Source organism: Paenibacillus montaniterrae, from assembly GCF_018403185.1.
In the GTDB taxonomy this organism is placed as follows: domain Bacteria; phylum Bacillota; class Bacilli; order Paenibacillales; family Paenibacillaceae; genus Pristimantibacillus; species Pristimantibacillus montaniterrae.
In genome coordinates this window covers 437,931-455,510 of the sequence record NZ_BOSE01000002.1, presented here as the reverse complement: position 1 = coordinate 455,510, position 17,580 = coordinate 437,931, and the positions used below count along the sequence as shown (strand labels likewise).

The window sequence follows — 17,580 nt, the reverse complement described above, 5'->3', positions numbered from 1 at the left end:
CATAGTGGGAGAAATCGTTAAATTTGCGATAGTAGGCTGTGGGGTTATAGCCGACATTCATGCTCAAGGCATTGCCAATACGAAGGAGGCGAGCCTGCTCGCAGTATGCGATCATCAAGTAGAGCGAGGCCAGCAATTTGCTGAGCGCTACGGCGCACGCTTTTATGAAAGCTACGAGGAAATGCTCGATAATCGCGATATTCAGGTGGTCAATATTTGTACGCCAAGCGGCCTGCATCCTCAGCAAACGATTGCAGCTGCACAAGCAGGCAAGCATGTGCTGTGTGAAAAGCCGATCGGCATCGACATGGACAGTGTGCAGCAAATGATTGCCGTATGCCGCGAGCAGGGCGTCAAGCTGTCTACTGTATTTCCGAGACGAGTAGCCCCTGCGGCGCAATATTTGAAGCAAATTATCCAGTCGGGCGGGCTGGGCAATATTACGCTTGCCGATGCCGTTATGAAAATTCATCGCAGCCAGCATTATTATGACAGTGCGGGCTGGCGCGGTACATGGGAAATGGATGGCGGGGGCGCGATGATGAATCAGGGGATTCATTTGATCGATCTAATGCAGTGGCTTGTTGGCGGCGTGGCCAGCGTCTACGGACATGCAGGGGCGCTGCAGCGCAGCATTGAGGTTGAGGATACGGCAGTTTCCCTGTTAAGGCTGAACAGCGGCGGGATTGGCATGCTGGAAATGACAACAACAGCTCTGCCCGAGCAGGAGCAGCGCATTGAAATTCATGGCGACAAGGGGACGGCGGTGCTGACGGAGGATACGATCAGCCTGCTTCATATTGACGGCAAGGACGTTGAATTGCCTCAATTTGCACCTTTCAAGGTGCTGCCAGACGGGCATCGCCTGCAAATACAGGATATGGTTAGTTCCGTGCTGGAGCAGCGCGAGCCGTCCATTACTGGCGAGGATGGCGTGCATGCGCTGGAAATAATATTGGCAACCTACCAATCCTCGCGCACGGGGCAGGCTGTTCAGCTTCCTCTAGGGAAAGGGGGCAGCGTAATATGAAGCCACTGCCGATTAAGCAGCATGCTGTCGACCAGCTAACGGCTTTCGTATATGCCAGCCGCAGCGAGATGGGAGCTGCCGCAGCGGCCGACATCAGCACATTTATAAAGGAGAAGCTGGCACAGCAGGAGCGTGTGCGGATTATATTTGCCGCGGCTCCTTCGCAAAATGAGGTGCTGGCATGTCTCGCTGCCGACAGATCCATCCCATGGCAGCGCGTCGAAGCCTTTCATATGGATGAATATATCGGTCTGCCGCAAGCAGCGCAGCAGCGCTTTGGTCAATTTTTACAGCAGCGTTTATTCGCGTTAGTGCCGTTTTACGCGGTTCATTATATTCAAAGCGAGCAGGAGAGCGAAATCGCATGCGCGAGCTATGCCGAACTGCTGCAGCGGGCGCCGATTGACCTGGTTTGCCTGGGCATTGGCGAAAACGGTCATCTAGCCTTTAATGATCCGCCGGTAGCTGATTTTGCTGATCCCGCAGCAGTGAAAACAGTAGAGCTTGATGAGGCCTGTCGTCAGCAGCAGGTGAATGATGGCTGTTTTGCATCACTTGCAGAGGTGCCGACTCATGCGATAACTTTAACGATACCAACGCTGCTGTCAGCAGAGCGGCTGTTCTGCATCGTGCCTGGCGCGAGCAAGGCTGAAGCGGTACGACGTACGCTGCTGGACGATATAGCTACAGCTTGTCCTTCGACTATTTTAAGAAAGCAAAAGCATTGTACGCTTTATCTTGATCAAGCGTCCTACGGTGAGCTTTTATGATTCGAGGCAAGCATTACAGCAGCGGCAAAATGGTGGAGCTTGCAGTGGACAATGGCATCATTGTGCGCTGCGAGCCGATATGTGAGCAGCAAGGCGAGCAGGAAAGCAGCTTTCAGACTGGACAGCTTCTTATTGCGCCGGGCTTGATTGATTTGCAAATCAATGGCTATTTGGGTGAGGATTTCAATCAGCTTCCGCTTACAGAGCAAACGGTGCTTGCCTTTTGCCGGCATATGTGGCGGCTGGGCGTTGTCAAATGCTATCCAACGCTAATTACGAATGCTTTTGACGCTTTGCAGCAAGCGTTAACCGTCATCAGACAAGCCTGCGAGCGCTATCCGCTGGTCAATGCGACTATCACGGGAATACATCTTGAGGGACCGTTTATTTCGCCGCTTGATGGTGCAAGAGGGGCGCATGACCGCCAATTTGTATGTCCGCCCAACATTGACTGGCTTAAGGCGTGGCAAGCAGCAGCAGGAGGCCGGATAAAGATCGTAACGCTTTCTCCTGAATGGGAGGAAAGCATAGCCTTTATTCAATATTGCAAGCAGCAGGGTATTGTCGCATCGATCGGCCATACAGCAGCCAGCTCAGAGCAAATTGCCGGTGCAGCTGCAGCTGGCGCAGCGATGGTGACTCATTTTGGCAACGGTGTGCAGCTGCAGCTACCGCGTCATCCGAATTATTTGTGGGAGCAGCTGGCACAGGAGCAGCTGTACGCGTGCGTCATTGCGGATTCCTATCATTTGCCGCGGCAGGTGCTTAAGGTGGTGCACAAGGTAAAGGGAGAGCAAATGATTCTCGTAAGCGATGCCGTTGCGCTGGCAGGCTCGCCTGCGGGCCAGTACACTACCTTTGTCGGCGGCAAGGTGGTGCTAACGGAGGCAGGCAAGCTGCATTTGGCACATGATGAGCAGCTGCTGGCAGGCTCTGTCTCCAGGCTGACAGACGGGATTCGCTATATGCAGCAAGCGGGCATAGCCAGCTTCGAGCAAGCCTGGCATATGGCTTCGCTTCATCCGGCGCGCTTAATGGGGCTGAACAATGAAGCAGGACTGGCGATTGGCGCGCCTGCCGATATCGTGCTGCTGCAGCTAGAGGAGTCTGGCGAGCTGCGCGTGCAGCAAACGTATATCAATGGTCAGCAGGTATTTCAACTATAGAAAGCTAATAGGAGATCGTTTTGCCCGAGCTAATGCTCGCGGCAAAGCGATCTTTTTAGTTGTCAGAGGTGATTAGGAAATAATGGTTGCATAATGACAATCGTGTCACTATAATAAAAATGACACGAGTGTCATTATGTTGTTGGGAAAGGTGGAGGAACAGTTGTCTCCTAAACTATCAGATCAAACAAAGGAACAAAGAGTGCTTCAAATTCTTGAAGCGGCCAAGCGAGTATTTGCGGACAAAGGCTATGGAGCAGTGTCGCTCAAGGACATTATCGAGGAAACCGGCATGAGCAGAGGGTGGATTTATTTATACTACCAAAGCAAGGATGAAATTTTCGAAGACTTGCTCAATTATCAGGATGAGCAGTATGAACGCGAGCTAGCTGAACGTTTAGAGCAATGCGCTTCTGTATGGGAGCTGGTGTATGAGCTGCAATTTCAGCAGCTGCAGGAGCTGCTTGTTTCGCATAAAGGCGACTTAATGCCAGCATTTTATGAGTATTTCCTGCTTGGATATCGGAATGAGGAGCGTCAAGAGCTGCTCCGGCAGCGCTATGAGAAAGGGATAGCCAGATTTGCTGCGATTCTTCAAGCTGGCGTTGATCGCGGACAGTTCTCGCCAATTATGAGTGTGATCGATATTTCCAGAATAGTCGCCTCCTTTCAAGAGGGGATTATAACCCATGCGATTACGGTCGGTATTGAAACAGCGAACACGAAAATACAGCTAGAGAGCTTTATCGACTACGTAAAGTCATTGCTTAGACCAATAACAAGCTAATGGAGGAAAAAGATGAATGAAGGAACTTTTTCGCAATGCTGTATTTCGCAAGCTGTTTCTCGCAGCATTTACATCGCAGCTGGGGACCGTTGTTGGAAATATGGCAATGGTCTACTATATCGTCGATACATATAGCGAGCAGCCTTCACTGGCATCTACAGCGGAGCTAATGTACTCGCTCCCCACTTTGGCGATATTTTGGCTCGTTGGCGTAATTGCAGATCGCTTTGATCGCAAGCGGATAGCGGTATACAGCGACTGGATAAGAGCGGGACTAACCGTGCTGCTGCTTCTATTTGTTCATTTGGATTTGCTAGTCCTTTGCTTTGCGGTATTGTTTATGCGCAGCGCGATTTCCAAATTTTTTGGTCCGGCCGAAATGGGCTTGCTGCAAGGGAGCATAAATAGAGAGCAGTATGTTCAAGCATCGGGTCTCAATCAGTTGATTTCAGGCATGTTTATGCTTTTGGGGATGAGTTTGGGGGCGGCCGCCTACCATTTTGTCGGGATTAAAGGAGCAATCATGATAGATGGGATCAGCTTTGTTATATCAGGCTTGTTGCTCGCTTGGGGCAAGTTTCCGGAGCATGCCCGACTTCCGAATGGAAAAAGCCATTTTCGCGAGCTGCGGCTCATCGTTTTGCTTAAAGATTTCTGGTCAGGCATTCGCTATATGATGAGCAATAAGCTGCTTTTAGTATTAATTAGCGGTTTTCTGTTTTTCGGAATCGTGAATGGAGTGTTCTCCTTGCTGCCTGTTTTTACGATGAAATACAAGCTTAGTCCTGATCAATATCTTGTTCATTCTTCACTTATAACAGTATTTCTTGGTATTGGTTTTCTGCTTGGCAGCTTTCTTGGACCGTTCCTGATTCGCCGTTATACAAGAACAACTACGTTAATTGCTGCGCTGTTTTTAGCCAGCATACTAATTGGCGGCTTAGGCTTTGCTGATAGAATTGATGTTTATTTGGTGCTTATTTTGTTGGCAGGTATTACAGTTGCGCCGATCAACATCGTGCTTGGCAGCTGGCTGCCTGAGCTTGTTCCTTCACAACGTATTGGCCGAGTGAACGCTTTGATTGAGCCGGTTATGATGCTCGGCCATTCCTTGGCACTTGGCGTTATTTCGTTTACTTTCCCAGGCTTAATAACGGTTACATGGCTTCATTTTGCTCTCGCGATTTGTACAGCTGGCGTCAGCTTCTTTTATTTAATCTCGCTGCCTCGTTTAACCGCGAACGGCTTGGCAGCAGTCAATGAGGCATAGCAGCGGATCAATTGCGGCGCTTTTCGTTGATATGTCTTTATTTCGTTGACAATTAGATTCATAAAATGATATAAAAGCATTGGGAATTACAGTTAAATTCCCTTTTAATAGTTTTATATTAAGTACTGAAAAACAACTGACAAAAGGAGGGGTGGACATCCATTTAGTACAAAAATGCGAGCAGGACGAGCCGTTTTTACTTGGTCTGTATTGTGCGATTCGTGCAGTTGAGGTTAGCAATTGGGCAATGACAGATGAGCAGAAGGCAGCTTTTCTGCAGATGCAGTATGCGATGCAGGCCAGGCAATATTCGAGCCATTTTAGTGAGAGCGACTACTATATTGTTTGGCAGGATTCGCAGCGGATAGGCAGATTCATCGTTGATCGCAGCAGTGAAGTATGGCGGATCGTCGATATTTCCTTACTACCTCTATACCAGAATCAAGGTATAGGCAGTATGCTAATTCGCGAGCTTCAAGCAGAGGCCGTACAGCTAGGCAAATCGATCAGGCTGTCTGTGCTGCAAACGAATTCTGCTTCACGCTTGTATGCAAGGCTTGGTTTTGTTAAGCAGGATGAAGACGAGGTATATATGACAATGCTCTATAAGGAGGCATAACGATGTCGGAACGTACGATTGGAGAAATTCGCATGTTTGCTGGCAATTTCGCTCCGGAAGGTTGGGCACTATGCAATGGGCAGCTGCTCAGCATTTCAGAATATGAAATTTTATTTTCTTTACTTGGCACGACCTATGGCGGAGACGGGAAATCGACGTTTGCACTGCCGAATTTGCAAGGCAGAGTGCCGATAGGAATAGGTAATGGCTATACGCTTTCGCAAGGCGGAGGCACAGAGACTGTCACGCTAACGATGATGCAGCTGCCTTCCCATACGCATGCAGCACATGCCTCCTCACAGTCAGGCAACAGCAATTCGCCTGCTAATAGCGTCTGGGCTGCGTCAACAATAAACCAGTTTGCCGCTGTAGCTCCCAACAGCGCGATGAATTCCAACATTATCTCAGCATCTGGCGGAAATCAGCCGCATAACAATATGATGCCCTCGGTAGCGCTCAACTTTATTATTGCTCTTGATGGATTATATCCTTCCTTTAATTAATTGTACCAAATGGTTAACCTGTCTATTCCCATACTCCCAATTTACAACTTCATATAAAGAAAGCGAGCTGAATGCGATGGAGCCTTTTGTTGGTGAAATACGTTTATTTGCCTTTGATCGGACACCACAGGGATGGTTCCCCTGTGACGGAAGAGTTTTGCAGATTGTTCAATTCCAGGCTTTGTACGCATTACTAGGGGTTGCTTACGGAGGCAACGGTTCAACAACGTTCGCTATTCCTGATTTGCGCGGCAGTGTGCCTGTTCATCCCGATGCTTCGATTACGAGAGGCCAGAAAGCAGGAGATGCAGCTCATACGCTGATCGCAACGGAAATGCCTACTCATACACATATTGCGTATGGCTCTTCCGATGCTCCAAATACGAATTCGCCTGTGGATTCAGCATGGGCTAACTCCGCCAACTATACGATGTACTCGAATAGTGCAGCGGACACAACCCTGTCGCCGCAAGCAATCTCGGCAAGCGGTGGAAGTCAGCCGCATAATAACATGCAGCCATATTTAACGCTGCAATATTGCATTGCCTATAATGGAATATTTCCATCAAGACCATAGGAGGGGTTAGCATGGCAGATTCGTATGTTGGAGAAATTCGTATTTTTGCAGGAAGCTTTGAGCCGGTAAACTGGTTTTTTTGTGATGGAAGATTGCTGTCGATTCCCGCATATTCAGTGTTATATTCTATTCTTGGCACGACTTATGGCGGGGATGGAAAAACGAATTTTGCATTGCCAGACCTGCGCGGCTGTGCACCGATGCATGCAGGGGCAGGAAGCGGCTTAACTCCTCGCCCCCTTGGCGTAAAGGTAGGCAGCGCCAACGTAACACTTAGCTTGAACGAGATGCCAGCACATACTCATCTTGCTCAGGCAGCTTTAGGCTCAGGCAGCTCGGCGCCAAGCAATGGTGCCGTTTGGACAAGCACAACAGGGAGACCTGCCCCTCAGCCATACAACCAAGGCACTTCGTTGACGCCAATGAGCCCTTTAGCTTTAACAAGCAATGGTGCTGGAGCACCTCACAATAACATGCAGCCTTATGTGGGGTTAAACTTCATTATTTGTACGAATGGCGAATACCCTCCTAAATCATAGCAGTTCCAGAAAAAATATGGGGATTGATCAATAGCTACACATATTGTTCAAAGTTTTATTGTAAATAATGAAGGAACTTAAGCTATCATAGTAATTGTGTTAATTACCCCCCCTTGGTAATTGATATATAGAACAGAAGCTGCACATCGGGATGGCGATCACCGTCCTGATGTGCAGCTTCTTTTTTCCAAAGGATGCAGAGAAATGCAGTTAGAAAAAATTAGTATTGAATCCTGACATGATTTGTTGTAGGATAACAAAATCAGACATACACTACTCGTATAATTTTGGGAATATGGCCCATAAGTTTCTACTGGCGACCACTGTAATCAGCCAACTATGAGTGAATGACGATCTATAGGTTTAAACGCGAGCATGAGATGCGATCATGCATAGATTTATGCATGCAGCTATGCATCTGTGATAAAGCGGCTACTATGAGAACAGACTTCACTTTTGAGCATAATTGCTCTAAACGAGGTCTGTTTTTTCATGTTTTTAGAGGCAGTTCAAAAAGCACGAACCATATTTATTATGCAAAGGGGAAAAGCAGCATGAAAAGACTTGAAGAAAAAATAAGGCAGGAAGGAAAGATTTTATCTGATACGGTGTTAAAGGTGGATTCCTTCCTTAACCATCAGGTGGATACTGCGCTTGCGCTGGAAATTGGCAAGCAGTTTCATCGCATTTTTGCTGAGCAAAGGATTACGAAGGTGCTGACGATTGAGGCGAGCGGCATTCAGTTTGCGATGGCGACGGCAATGGCATTTGAGGTGCCGTTTATTTATGCGAAGAAGAAAAAAGCTGTTACCTTGCAGGAAAAAGTGTATACGGCGCCTGTCCATTCGTTTACGAAGCAGGAAACGTATCAGGTTTGCGTGTCGCAGGCTTATATCGGAGCGAATGATCGCATTTTGATCGTGGATGATTTCTTGGCAACAGGAGCAGCCTTGATTGGACTCGTTGATATTGTGAAAGAAGCGGGCGCTGAGCTTGTCGGCGTTGGCTGTGTCATTGAGAAATGCTTCCAGGAAGGCCGCAGCTTGCTGGAGCAAAAAGGCGTAACCGTTCACTCGCTGGCGAAAATAACAGCGATGTCGCCTGGAGAGGTTCAGTTTATGCCTGGCGATGATGAAGCCAATCTTCAACTGGACAAGGAGTCGAACTATGTTAAGTAAACAGAAGGTTGCCGCGTTAGGCTTTCAGCATGTGCTAGCGATGTATGCGGGGGCGGTCATTGTACCGCTAATTGTCGGCGGAGCGCTTAATTTGACGCAAACTCAAATGGCGTATTTGATTGCGGCCGATCTGTTTACATGCGGGATCGCGACAATTTTGCAGGTGATGGGGACGAAATATTTCGGCAGCAGGCTTCCTGTTATACTCGGCTGTACCTTTACCGCAGTAGGTCCGATCATCGCGATAGCCTCTGCTTCCAATTTGCCGACCGCCTATGGCGCTATTATTATATCTGGAATTTTCGTGGTGCTGGCAGCGCCGCTGTATGGCAAGCTGCTAAAGTTTTTCCCAACGATTGTAACGGGAACAGTCGTTACTATTATCGGGTTATCGCTTATTCCGGTAGCAATGCAAAATGTTGCCGGCGGCAGCGACAGCCCTGACTTTGGCGAGCCGAGAAATTTGCTGCTTGCCTTAATGACGCTAATCATTATTTTGCTTGTAAACCGCTTTGCAAAAGGCTTTATTCGCTCGGTTTCGGTGTTGATCGGCCTTGTTTTTGGTACGGTAGTTGGCTACTTTATCGGTATTGTTGATTTTTCATCGGTTGCAGAGGCAAAATGGGTCAATGTTGTGCAGCCGTTTTACTTCGGAACACCGCAAATCAGTATTACTGCGATTTTGACAATGATTATTGTTAATCTTGTCAGCATGGTGGAGTCGACCGGCGTTTATTTGGCGGTAGGCAAAACGATCGGCAAGCGCGTGGAACAGAAGCAAATTGTTAATGGCTTGCGCTCCGAGGGAGTGGCGATTACGTTGGGCGGTATTTTCAATGCTTTTCCTTATACCGCATTTTCACAAAACGTTGGTCTACTAACGATTTCGCGGGTAAAAACGCGTGATGTTATTTTTGCAGCGGGCGGAATTATGGTTGTGCTGGGGCTGCTTCCCAAGCTGGCTGCGATTACTACCGTGATCCCTAGCGCGGTGCTAGGCGGCGCGATGCTCGTGATGTTCGGCTCGGTTGCTGTCTCAGGCATGTCGATTTTAGCACAGGTCGATTTGCAAAAAGGAAATAATTTAATTATTGTCGCATGCAGTCTGGCAGTTGGCCTTGGCTCTGCTGTTCTGCCGCAAATGTTTGACAAGCTGCCAGACTTTGCTGGCATGCTGCTTGAAAACGGAATTGTATCTGGCTCGATTACGGCAATCGTGCTTAATTTGCTGCTGTCATCCTCGAAACAGGAAGAGGAGACTGCTCAAGAGCTTGAACCAGCTTCTTGAGTTGAATGAAGCATCCATCATTTATTAAATCGAATCAGCTTTCCTTGATCGCTCGGATCAGGAGGGCTGATTTTTTTGTGCAGGATAATGACTCGGTTAGCTGCTGGCCTATTGCAGAACAGTAGCATCTGCATTGGACTGTCAGCTTTTTTTCTCTCATGCTACACTATAAAAAGCATTCTGCATTTGAACGAAAGAGGTGAGCAACTGTGATTTATGTAAGCAGCTTCAAGCTTTCTCCGTTTATCGACCGCAACCCTAACGCTTATCCTGATCGTGTATTCAAGCATATGGCGGGCGAGGTGCTGCTGTTTGAGCGCATCACTGTTTTCTACGGCAATAACGGCTCAGGCAAATCAAGCCTGCTTAATATAATCGCCAATAAGCTGGGGATTAAAGGCAATGAGCGAATGGCGAGCTACGGAGAAAACAAATATGCGGAGCGCTTTATGGAATATTGCAGCTTTGAGCTGGGTGAAGACGAGCGTGAGCACAAGCTCGCTGGCTTGCCGGATAAAAGCTTGTACTTAAAGTCTGAAGATATTTTGTACGAAATTAAAAAGATCCAGCAGCAGGCAGTGCTGCGCGAAGGGCTGCTGTTCGAGCAGGCAAAGCAAGGAGCCAATCGGGCAGAGCTTGCCCAGTATGAAGGCTCATTTGAGCTGTATAAGAAGCTGGACATTGTGAGCTATGCGCAGGAAAAATATTCGAATGGCGAAACCTCGATGCAGCTTTTTGAGGACCATCTACTGCCTGGCAGCTTCTATCTGCTGGATGAGCCTGAAACGTCATTATCTCCAGCCAATCAAATCAAGCTGGCCGAGCAAATGAACGAGCTGGCTCGCTATTTTGACTGTCAATTTATAATCGCTACGCATTCCCCATTCATGCTCGGAACGCTGCATGCCAAAATTTATAATCTCGATGCCAAGCCGCTGCGCACCGCACAATGGTATGAGCTGGACAATGTTCGCTTCTTTCAGCAGTTTTTCCAAAAGCATCAGCAGCTGTTTGAATAACAGGCGATAATGCATACAAAAGGCTGCTGAACATGTCCCTGGAATGGAAGTCCTTAGAGTGGGAAGCTACAGCGAAGGAGCAAAGAAATCCGAAAAACGACTGGAGGAATGCTTTGCTCCGAAGCGCAGAACTACAAACATCCTTTTTTGAGCTTAAATCCTCAATGAGAACAGCGATGATTCCCGGACAATTAGACGATGCGGAATAATAATGCGCTGTTGATAGATCGAGTCAGGATCTTGAATAAGCCGAATAAGCATTTGCGACGCTGTATAGCCGAGCTGGTAGGTGCCGACATCAATCGAGCTGATTGGTGGGGAGGCGAGCTCGGACAGTGCAATATTGTTAAAGCTGACGATGCACAAGTCGTCCGGTACCTTGTAGCCAAGCTCGGTCAAGCCATGCAGCACGCCAAATGCGACTGCATCATCAATAACGACTAGCGCGCTTGGCCGCTCATGCAGGCTCATCAAAAACGTCATAGCCCGGTAGCCGCCGTTTTGCAAATATTCCCCCTCCACGATCCAATCAGCCCGTACCGTTAAATTCGCCTCCTGCATAGCGCGGCGATAGCCAGCCATCCGATCCAATGCCACTGTCAAATTCGGCGGCCCGCTCACAAAGCCGATCCGTTCATGTCCCTGCAAAATAAGATGGCGCGTCGCATCATATGCGGCCTGCTCATTATCATTGTCGACGGAAAGAATGCGGGCAGAGCCATCCGTGCGACCGATTAGTACCGTTGGAAACTGCTGCTCGCTCAGCATCGTAATGAGCGGATCATCCACTCTTGCCGACAGCAAAATGACGCCGTCCACTCGTCTGCCGAACACGAGCCGTGACACGGTTTCCTTCTCGTCGAACGGCGAGGTGGCGGCCGTTAGCAGCATATCGTAGCCGGCAGGCGTAGATTGCGTTAAAATGCCGCGCAGCAGCTCGCCAAAGAAGAAGTCCTGAAACAGCTCCTCAGCAGGTCGCGGCAGCATAATCGCTAACGTTTTCGTCGTTTTCGATACGAGGCTTTTGGCCATCATATTTGGATGATAGCCCATTTCCTCCATAATCTTTTTTACTTTGCTGCTCGTTTTGGCGCTAATTCGCGAGTGGTTGGAAATCACTCTGGACACCGTAGACGGCGATACGCCGGCAGCTCTTGCAATATCTTTGATTGTAACCATAAGGAATGCCCCTTTTATGTGCAATCGATTGTTCAATTCGTGTAAAGCTTCATGCATATATTGTCTGGAAGTTAATATATATCAAATGAAAGCGGTTCACAAATGATGAGAAACTATTAAAACAGAAGAAATAAGGAGATAATCAAAGCATTTATAGAAAAATTCGCCAAAATCGACCTATGCAAACGTTTTAACAAATTGTGCAGTCTGTTGTATGATGAGGACACGAATAGAACGCTTACATGTTAATCCTTCGACTTGATATTAGTTGCAAAACGGGGAAAATAGCGAAAATTTGGCCTTTGTGCTAAATTGTGAACAAACGTTTGCGCTTGACTGCACAATTAAGGATTGTAGAAGCGGGCTATGAGTAATTCGTTTGAAGTATACATTTTGAAAGGGGAATACTTAGAATGAAAAAAATGCTTGCATTAACGATGATTGTTGCTCTGTTTTTTGTAGCGGCTTGCAGCAGTAACAACGGAGGAAATCAAGGAGGCAACAACGTAGCACCTACGAACAACAGCGGCAACAACAACACTCAGGAACCTGTAAACAGCGGCACAGAAGAAGAAGGCGAGATAGTGCCGGAGCCAGGTGCAAGCCTTGTAATCTGGGATGCCAACAATCAGGCTGCATTCCTTGAGGAAATGGCAAAAGAATTCGAACAGCAATATGGTGTAAGCGTTAAATTTGAAGAAGTTGGCAACACAGATCAAGTTAACAAGCTAATGACAGATGGCCCTGCAGGTCTTGCAGCTGACGTCTTGCTTTTCCCGCATGACCATGTAGGGAAGGCAGCTGAAGCAGGCTTGCTTCTGCCAAACACAGCTTATGAAGAAGAAGTGTTGAGCGAAAACGCTGAAAAAACAGTTAAAGCGGTAACATATGACGGAATTCTGTACGGTTATCCTCGTTCAGTAGAAACTTATGCGCTTATTTACAATAAAGATCTGGTTGCAGAGGCGCCAGAAAATATGGAAGACATCTTTACCTTTGCTGAAACATTCGCTGATCCGGCGAAAAACAAGTTTGCTTTTGCTTGGGAGCTTCAACAGTTCTATTACAACTTTGCTTTCCTTGCATCTCAAGGCGGCTACATGTTCGGCGACGACAATACAAACCCTGAAGATATCGGGCTTAACAATGAAGGCGCTGTAAAAGGTGCTAATCTGTTGAAAGAAATTAAAGATAAGCTTCTTCCAATCAATACAGGCGATATTGATTTTGACATTAAGAAAGGCTTGTTCCTTGAAGGCTCGCTAGCTATGGAGCTGAACGGTCCTTGGGCAATTGCAGATTATAAAGCAGAAGGTATTAATTTTGGCATTGCGCCGCTTCCTAAAATTGACGGACAGCCGATGACTTCATTCTCTGGCGTTCAAGCTTACTATGTCAATGCTTATTCCAAATACCCGCAAGCAGCGCAATTGCTTGCACGCTTCCTGTCTACGAAAGAAGCGCAAATGAAAAACTATGAAATGAACAGCCTAATGCCATCCAACCTAGAAGCGAATAGCGATCCTGTAGTTGCTAATGATGAAGTCATTAAAGGCTTCCTGACTCAATTTGAAAATTCCACTCCAATGCCATCCATTCCGGAAATGGACAGTGTATGGAATCCGATCACTTCCGCTTTCTCTGAAATCTGGAACGACGGCAAGGATCCGAAAACTGCACTTGATAATGCTGTAAATCAAATTAAGGACAGCATTGGCACGAACTAATATTAGCCATGCAGGAATGAAACGCGATGGTTTCCTCACCTAAAGTGGGGAAACCTTTCATTCTGTGCAATTAAGAGAGGAGCCGAAGGATGATGAAGCGACATCGCAATATAGCAGCTTTGCTATCGGTAGCGCTGCAAGGACTTGGTCAATTGTACAATCGGCAGTGGCTAAAGGGGATTATATTCCTTTGTGTACATGCATTTGGGCTTTATTATCTGGTTCCCCGACTGGGCAATGCAATTTGGGGATTGGTCACATTAGGGGAAACGACACAAAAGTTTGTAAGAGTTGGCAAAGGCACACAATTGATTAAAGGCGATCATTCCATCTTTTTAATGCTGGAAGGGATCATTACGATTCTTGTATTGCTAGTATTTTTATTAATCTATGCATTAAATGTGTACGATGCGTATCAAAATGGCAAGAAGCGGGACGAAGGCAAGGGTGTTCCGAAATTTGCAGATTCATGGAATCATGCAACGGTTAAGCATTTTCCTTATTTTATGCTGTTTATACCAGTAATAGGCGTATTGTTTTTTACAATTATGCCGATTTTATTCTCGATTATGCTGGCGTTTACGAACTATTCAGCGCCTAACAATATACCGCCTGCCAATTTGGTCGATTGGGTCGGATTCCAGTCATTTATAGATTTGCTGCAAATGAAGTCTTGGAGCAAGACGTTTTATGGCTTGCTGTTCTGGACGATTATATGGGCAGTGCTTGCAACCGTCACTTGTTACTTTGGCGGAATTCTCGTTGCCTTGCTGGTTGAGTCGAAGGGCATTCGCTTTAAAAAGCTTTGGCGCACCATTTTTATTATCCCATATGCGATTCCGCAGCTCATTTCCTTGCTCGTAATGCGCAATTTGTTCAACGCCAAGTTCGGTCCGATCAACCAATACTTCGCATATTTTGGTCTCGATGGACTGCCGTGGCTGACAGATCCGTTTTGGGCCAAGGTTACACTAATCGTTGTAAATATGTGGATCGGCATCCCTGTCAGCATGCTGCTGGCGATGGGCGTACTGACTGCCATTCCGCGCGATTTGTATGAGGCTGCAGAGGTGGATGGCGCAACCAGCTTCCAAAAGTTCAAAATCATTACGATGCCGTACCTGCTGTTTGCAACGGCTCCGATTCTCATTACGCAATTTGCAGGCAACATTAACAACTTTAACGTCATTTATTTGATGACGGGCGGCGGACCGCCAAAAGGGGAATACCAGTTTGCCGGATCAACCGACTTGCTTGTAACCTGGCTGTTCAACCTGACGCTCGTTAACAACAAATACAATATGTCTGCTGCGATCGGTATATTAATCTTTATTATTATTGCTTCTATTTCGATATTCAGCTTCCGCAGAACGAAATCGTTTAAAGAGGAGGATATGCTGTCATGAGGAAAAGAAATAGCGTTATACGATTGTCGTTCAGCTATTTAACGCTTATCATTTTGGCGGTATGCGCGCTATATCCGTCTATATGGGTTGTCGTATCTTCTTTTCGTCCTGGCGGCTCCTTATATAGCAAAAACTTTTGGCCTGAAACGTGGACGCTTGATCATTATGAGAAGCTGTTTACAGGCACGCAGTATACATTTGGCGTCTGGTATGCCAATACATTTAAAATCGCGATTTTTACGATGATTTTCTCTGTACTGCTAATGACGCTCAGCATGTATGCACTGTCTCGCTTCCGTTTCCGCGGACGGCAAACGATGCTGACGATTATGCTTATTCTCGGCATGTTCCCGAGCTTTATGAGTATGATTGCGATTTATATTATTTTGCTGCAGCTTAATTTGCTTGACACGCATTTTGCAATGATTCTCGTCTATTCGGCAGGGGCAGCGCTGGGAGGATTTATCGTTAAGGGCTACTTCGATACGATTCCGCGCAGCCTGGATGAATCGGCAAGAATTGATGGAGCGACCCATCTTCAAGTATTTTTGAAAATTATGCTGCCATTGTCGAAGCCAATCTTAACGTTTGTAGCGCTAACCTCGTTTACAGGGGTATGGGGCGACTTTATTTTTGCGCGTCTCGTTCTGCGCTCGAAGGACAATTACACCGTTGCAGTCGGCATGTATGAGCTGATTGCTTCGCAAACGAACAGCAACTTTACGCTGTTTGCTGCAGGCTGTGTCATTATCGCGATTCCGATTACGATTCTGTTCCTGTTCTTGCAGCGCTTCCTGGTACAAGGACTTACAGCCGGGGCAATGAAAGGATGACGTCTGTGAGAAGCTATCGCAAAGCGGCGTCGTTTATCATTAGCATATTGGTGCTGCTGCTTGTGCTTAGCGCTTGCACTGGTGAGGGCGAGCCAGCAGCCGAACCGCAAAGCTCCAATGAGCCGCAGCAAACGGGAGAGCCGCAGGCTACAGAGCTTGCAAAGACAGTTGGCCCTTATGAGGTTACGGAGCAGCCGGGAACTGTATACTATGAAATTTTCGTTCGTTCCTTCTATGACAGCGATGGTGACGGAATTGGCGATTTGAATGGCGTAACAGCAAAGCTTGATTATTTGCAGGAGCTGGGCGTAGGCGGGATTTGGCTGATGCCGATCAACAGCTCGCCCAGCTATCACGGCTATGATACGACTGACTATTATGCGATCAATCCCGATTATGGCACGATTGATGATTTAACGAACCTGCTTGAGGAAGCACATAAGCGCGATATTAAGGTGATTATGGATTTGGTCGTTAACCATTCGAGCAGGGAGCATCCATGGTTCCAGGAGGCGCTCGCTAATCCGGACAGCCCATATCGCAGCTGGTATCATTTTGTGTCTGCAGATGAGCAGACGCCAAGCGACAATGCTGCGGGCAGCGGCAGTCCTTGGCACAATGCGCTCGGCTCGAAATATTTGGGCATTTTCTGGGAGGGCATGCCTGATTTTAATTTCGATGAGCCCAAGGTGCGCGAGGAGCTGATTAAAATCGGTCAGTTCTGGCTGGAAAAGGGACTGGACGGCTTCCGGCTTGATGCAGCCAAGCATATTTACGGAGATTTTAAATCAACGGTGCACTCACAAGAAATTCAAGCCGCCAACAAAGCGTGGTGGCAGGAGTTCAGACGCGGCATGGATGAAGTCAATCCCGACGCATTTCTAATTGGCGAGGTATGGGATACGACGTCGGTAATTGGCCCTTATTTTGATCAAGCGCTCGACTCGGCCTTCAACTTTGACCTTTCGGAACGGCTGCTTGGCGCAGTCCGCGAGGAGCGCGACCCGGATCTTGCGCATACGCTGGGACGTGTTCATGCTTTTTATGCACAATCCTCCGGTGGAAAATTTGTTGATGCGCCATTTTTGACGAATCATGACCAGAACCGGGTAATGACGCAGCTGAATGGCAATGTCGACCATGCAAAAATGGCGGCTTCGCTGCTGCTGACGCTGCCTGGTACGCCATTTGTCTATTATGGCGAGGAAATTGGCATGCTTGGCGCCAAGCCTGATGAATATATTCGCGAGCCGATGCTGTGGCACGCTGATCCAGCAGGCGGCGAGGGCCAAACAACGTGGCAGGCTTCGCGCTATAATGCAGAGGCTGGCGAGACGTCAGTTGAAGCTCAGCTGGCTGATGAGCAGTCGCTGCTCAATCATTACCGCAAGCTGATTAGCTGGCGCAACAGTGAAACGGCACTGCAAAACGGAGCGATTGCGGAATACAAGCTGACAGCTGCCAACAATAAGCTTAGCGCTTATTTGCGCGTTACTGCCGATGATCGGCTGCTCGTTGTGCATAACCTGTCAGGCGAGGCTCAGCAGGCAGAGCTTGCTGCTTCTGAACAGTACGGCTCATTTGACACGCTGCTCTATGCAACTGATAATGCTGCCGAGCTGCAAGCAGGCCAATTAACGATACCGCCATACAGCTCGGTTGTCATTCGTTAATTTTCAAGCTTAAGGT

General features: G+C 47.6%; 17 protein-coding genes and 1 riboswitch. Of the genes, 16 read left to right on the top strand and 1 reads right to left on the bottom strand.

Translation table 11 applies throughout. The features are described 5' to 3' along the window. Nucleotides 1–4: 4 nt before the first annotated feature. The 12 genes from KJS52_RS07790 to KJS52_RS07735 all read left to right on the top strand — a co-directional run bounded on the left by KJS52_RS07790 (nt 5) and on the right by KJS52_RS07735 (nt 10,746). On the top strand, nt 5–1,030 hold the full coding sequence (locus tag KJS52_RS07790; RefSeq protein WP_213514178.1) for a Gfo/Idh/MocA family protein: 1,026 nt from the start codon (nt 5–7) through the stop codon (nt 1,028–1,030). After that, entirely contained in the window at nt 1,027–1,800 is a 774-nt protein-coding gene (locus KJS52_RS07785) for a glucosamine-6-phosphate deaminase (protein WP_213514177.1), read from the top strand. Before KJS52_RS07790 ends, KJS52_RS07785 begins: the two co-directional genes overlap by 4 nt. Next, complete coding sequence (locus KJS52_RS07780) at nt 1,797–2,966, top strand: N-acetylglucosamine-6-phosphate deacetylase (protein ID WP_213514176.1); 1,170 nt, start codon at nt 1,797–1,799, stop codon at nt 2,964–2,966. The genes KJS52_RS07785 and KJS52_RS07780 overlap by 4 nt, the downstream gene beginning before the upstream one ends. Nucleotides 2,967–3,129: 163 nt before the next feature. Further along, nucleotides 3,130–3,753, top strand: a complete 624-nt coding sequence (locus tag KJS52_RS07775) for a TetR/AcrR family transcriptional regulator (protein WP_213514175.1) — start codon at nt 3,130–3,132, stop codon at nt 3,751–3,753. Nucleotides 3,754–3,769: 16 nt separating this feature from the next. Next, a complete protein-coding gene (locus KJS52_RS07770) occupies nt 3,770–5,023 on the top strand; it encodes an MFS transporter (RefSeq protein ID WP_213514174.1) in 1,254 nt (417 codons plus the stop codon). A gap of 151 nt (nt 5,024–5,174) precedes the next feature. Continuing rightward, nucleotides 5,175–5,642 (top strand): GNAT family N-acetyltransferase, encoded by a 468-nt coding sequence (locus tag KJS52_RS07765; RefSeq protein WP_213514173.1) that lies wholly within the window; start codon nt 5,175–5,177, stop codon nt 5,640–5,642. A 2-nt stretch (nt 5,643–5,644) separates the two neighbouring features. Further along, on the top strand, nt 5,645–6,145 hold the full coding sequence (locus KJS52_RS07760; RefSeq protein WP_213514172.1) for a phage tail protein: 501 nt from the start codon (nt 5,645–5,647) through the stop codon (nt 6,143–6,145). Nucleotides 6,146–6,221: 76 nt separating this feature from the next. After that, nucleotides 6,222–6,722, top strand: coding sequence for a phage tail protein (locus tag KJS52_RS07755; RefSeq protein ID WP_213514171.1), 501 nt, complete (start codon nt 6,222–6,224; stop codon nt 6,720–6,722). 11 nt (nt 6,723–6,733) lie between these two features. Next, nucleotides 6,734–7,261, top strand: a complete 528-nt coding sequence (locus tag KJS52_RS07750) for a phage tail protein (protein ID WP_213514170.1) — start codon at nt 6,734–6,736, stop codon at nt 7,259–7,261. A 257-nt stretch (nt 7,262–7,518) separates the two neighbouring features. Continuing rightward, a riboswitch (purine riboswitch) is annotated at nt 7,519–7,621 on the top strand. A gap of 194 nt (nt 7,622–7,815) precedes the next feature. Then, nucleotides 7,816–8,439 carry a xanthine phosphoribosyltransferase gene (locus KJS52_RS07745; protein WP_213514169.1) on the top strand — a complete coding sequence of 208 codons (624 nt, stop codon included), beginning with the start codon at nt 7,816–7,818 and terminating at the stop codon, nt 8,437–8,439. Further along, complete coding sequence (locus tag KJS52_RS07740) at nt 8,429–9,727, top strand: nucleobase:cation symporter-2 family protein (RefSeq protein WP_213514168.1); 1,299 nt, start codon at nt 8,429–8,431, stop codon at nt 9,725–9,727. Before KJS52_RS07745 ends, KJS52_RS07740 begins: the two co-directional genes overlap by 11 nt. A 209-nt stretch (nt 9,728–9,936) precedes the next feature. Continuing rightward, complete coding sequence (locus KJS52_RS07735; RefSeq protein WP_213514167.1) at nt 9,937–10,746, top strand: AAA family ATPase; 810 nt, start codon at nt 9,937–9,939, stop codon at nt 10,744–10,746. A 153-nt stretch (nt 10,747–10,899) separates the two neighbouring features. Here the strand turns inward: KJS52_RS07735 and KJS52_RS07730 are convergent, their stop codons facing one another. After that, nucleotides 10,900–11,925, bottom strand: coding sequence for a LacI family DNA-binding transcriptional regulator (locus KJS52_RS07730; RefSeq protein ID WP_213514166.1), 1,026 nt, complete (start codon nt 11,923–11,925; stop codon nt 10,900–10,902). 413 nt (nt 11,926–12,338) lie between these two features. Here KJS52_RS07730 and KJS52_RS07725 point away from each other — a divergent pair, with 413 nt between their 5' ends. The 4 genes from KJS52_RS07725 (at nt 12,339) to KJS52_RS07710 (ending at nt 17,564) form a co-directional block, all read left to right on the top strand. After that, the gene (locus KJS52_RS07725; protein ID WP_213514165.1) at nt 12,339–13,652 is read left to right on the top strand and encodes a sugar ABC transporter substrate-binding protein; all 1,314 of its coding nucleotides are present in this window, start codon (nt 12,339–12,341) and stop codon (nt 13,650–13,652) included. Between the two features lie 92 nt (nt 13,653–13,744). Then, complete coding sequence (locus KJS52_RS07720; protein WP_213514164.1) at nt 13,745–15,058, top strand: carbohydrate ABC transporter permease; 1,314 nt, start codon at nt 13,745–13,747, stop codon at nt 15,056–15,058. Beyond that, a complete protein-coding gene (locus tag KJS52_RS07715) occupies nt 15,055–15,891 on the top strand; it encodes a sugar ABC transporter permease (RefSeq protein ID WP_213514163.1) in 837 nt (278 codons plus the stop codon). The genes KJS52_RS07720 and KJS52_RS07715 overlap by 4 nt, the downstream gene beginning before the upstream one ends. Then, complete coding sequence (locus KJS52_RS07710; RefSeq protein ID WP_213514162.1) at nt 15,888–17,564, top strand: alpha-amylase family glycosyl hydrolase; 1,677 nt, start codon at nt 15,888–15,890, stop codon at nt 17,562–17,564. The genes KJS52_RS07715 and KJS52_RS07710 overlap by 4 nt, the downstream gene beginning before the upstream one ends. Nucleotides 17,565–17,580 lie beyond the last annotated feature (16 nt).

Bases quoted from the DNA above. Each gene is read 5' to 3' on its own strand.
- KJS52_RS07785 (WP_213514177.1), top strand. From the start codon at position 1,027: ATGAAGCCACTGCCGATTAAGCAGCATGCTGTCGACCAGCTAACGGCT.
- KJS52_RS07780 (WP_213514176.1), top strand. From the start codon at position 1,797: ATGATTCGAGGCAAGCATTACAGCAGCGGCAAAATGGTGGAGCTTGCA.
- KJS52_RS07770 (WP_213514174.1), top strand. From the start codon at position 3,770: ATGAAGGAACTTTTTCGCAATGCTGTATTTCGCAAGCTGTTTCTCGCA.
- KJS52_RS07760 (WP_213514172.1), top strand. From the start codon at position 5,645: ATGTCGGAACGTACGATTGGAGAAATTCGCATGTTTGCTGGCAATTTC.
- KJS52_RS07755 (WP_213514171.1), top strand. From the start codon at position 6,222: ATGGAGCCTTTTGTTGGTGAAATACGTTTATTTGCCTTTGATCGGACA.
- KJS52_RS07750 (WP_213514170.1), top strand. From the start codon at position 6,734: ATGGCAGATTCGTATGTTGGAGAAATTCGTATTTTTGCAGGAAGCTTT.
- KJS52_RS07745 (WP_213514169.1), top strand. From the start codon at position 7,816: ATGAAAAGACTTGAAGAAAAAATAAGGCAGGAAGGAAAGATTTTATCT.
- KJS52_RS07740 (WP_213514168.1), top strand. From the start codon at position 8,429: ATGTTAAGTAAACAGAAGGTTGCCGCGTTAGGCTTTCAGCATGTGCTA.
- KJS52_RS07730 (WP_213514166.1), bottom strand. From the start codon at position 11,925: ATGGTTACAATCAAAGATATTGCAAGAGCTGCCGGCGTATCGCCGTCT.
- KJS52_RS07725 (WP_213514165.1), top strand. From the start codon at position 12,339: ATGAAAAAAATGCTTGCATTAACGATGATTGTTGCTCTGTTTTTTGTA.
- KJS52_RS07720 (WP_213514164.1), top strand. From the start codon at position 13,745: ATGAAGCGACATCGCAATATAGCAGCTTTGCTATCGGTAGCGCTGCAA.
- KJS52_RS07715 (WP_213514163.1), top strand. From the start codon at position 15,055: ATGAGGAAAAGAAATAGCGTTATACGATTGTCGTTCAGCTATTTAACG.
- KJS52_RS07710 (WP_213514162.1), top strand. From the start codon at position 15,888: ATGACGTCTGTGAGAAGCTATCGCAAAGCGGCGTCGTTTATCATTAGC.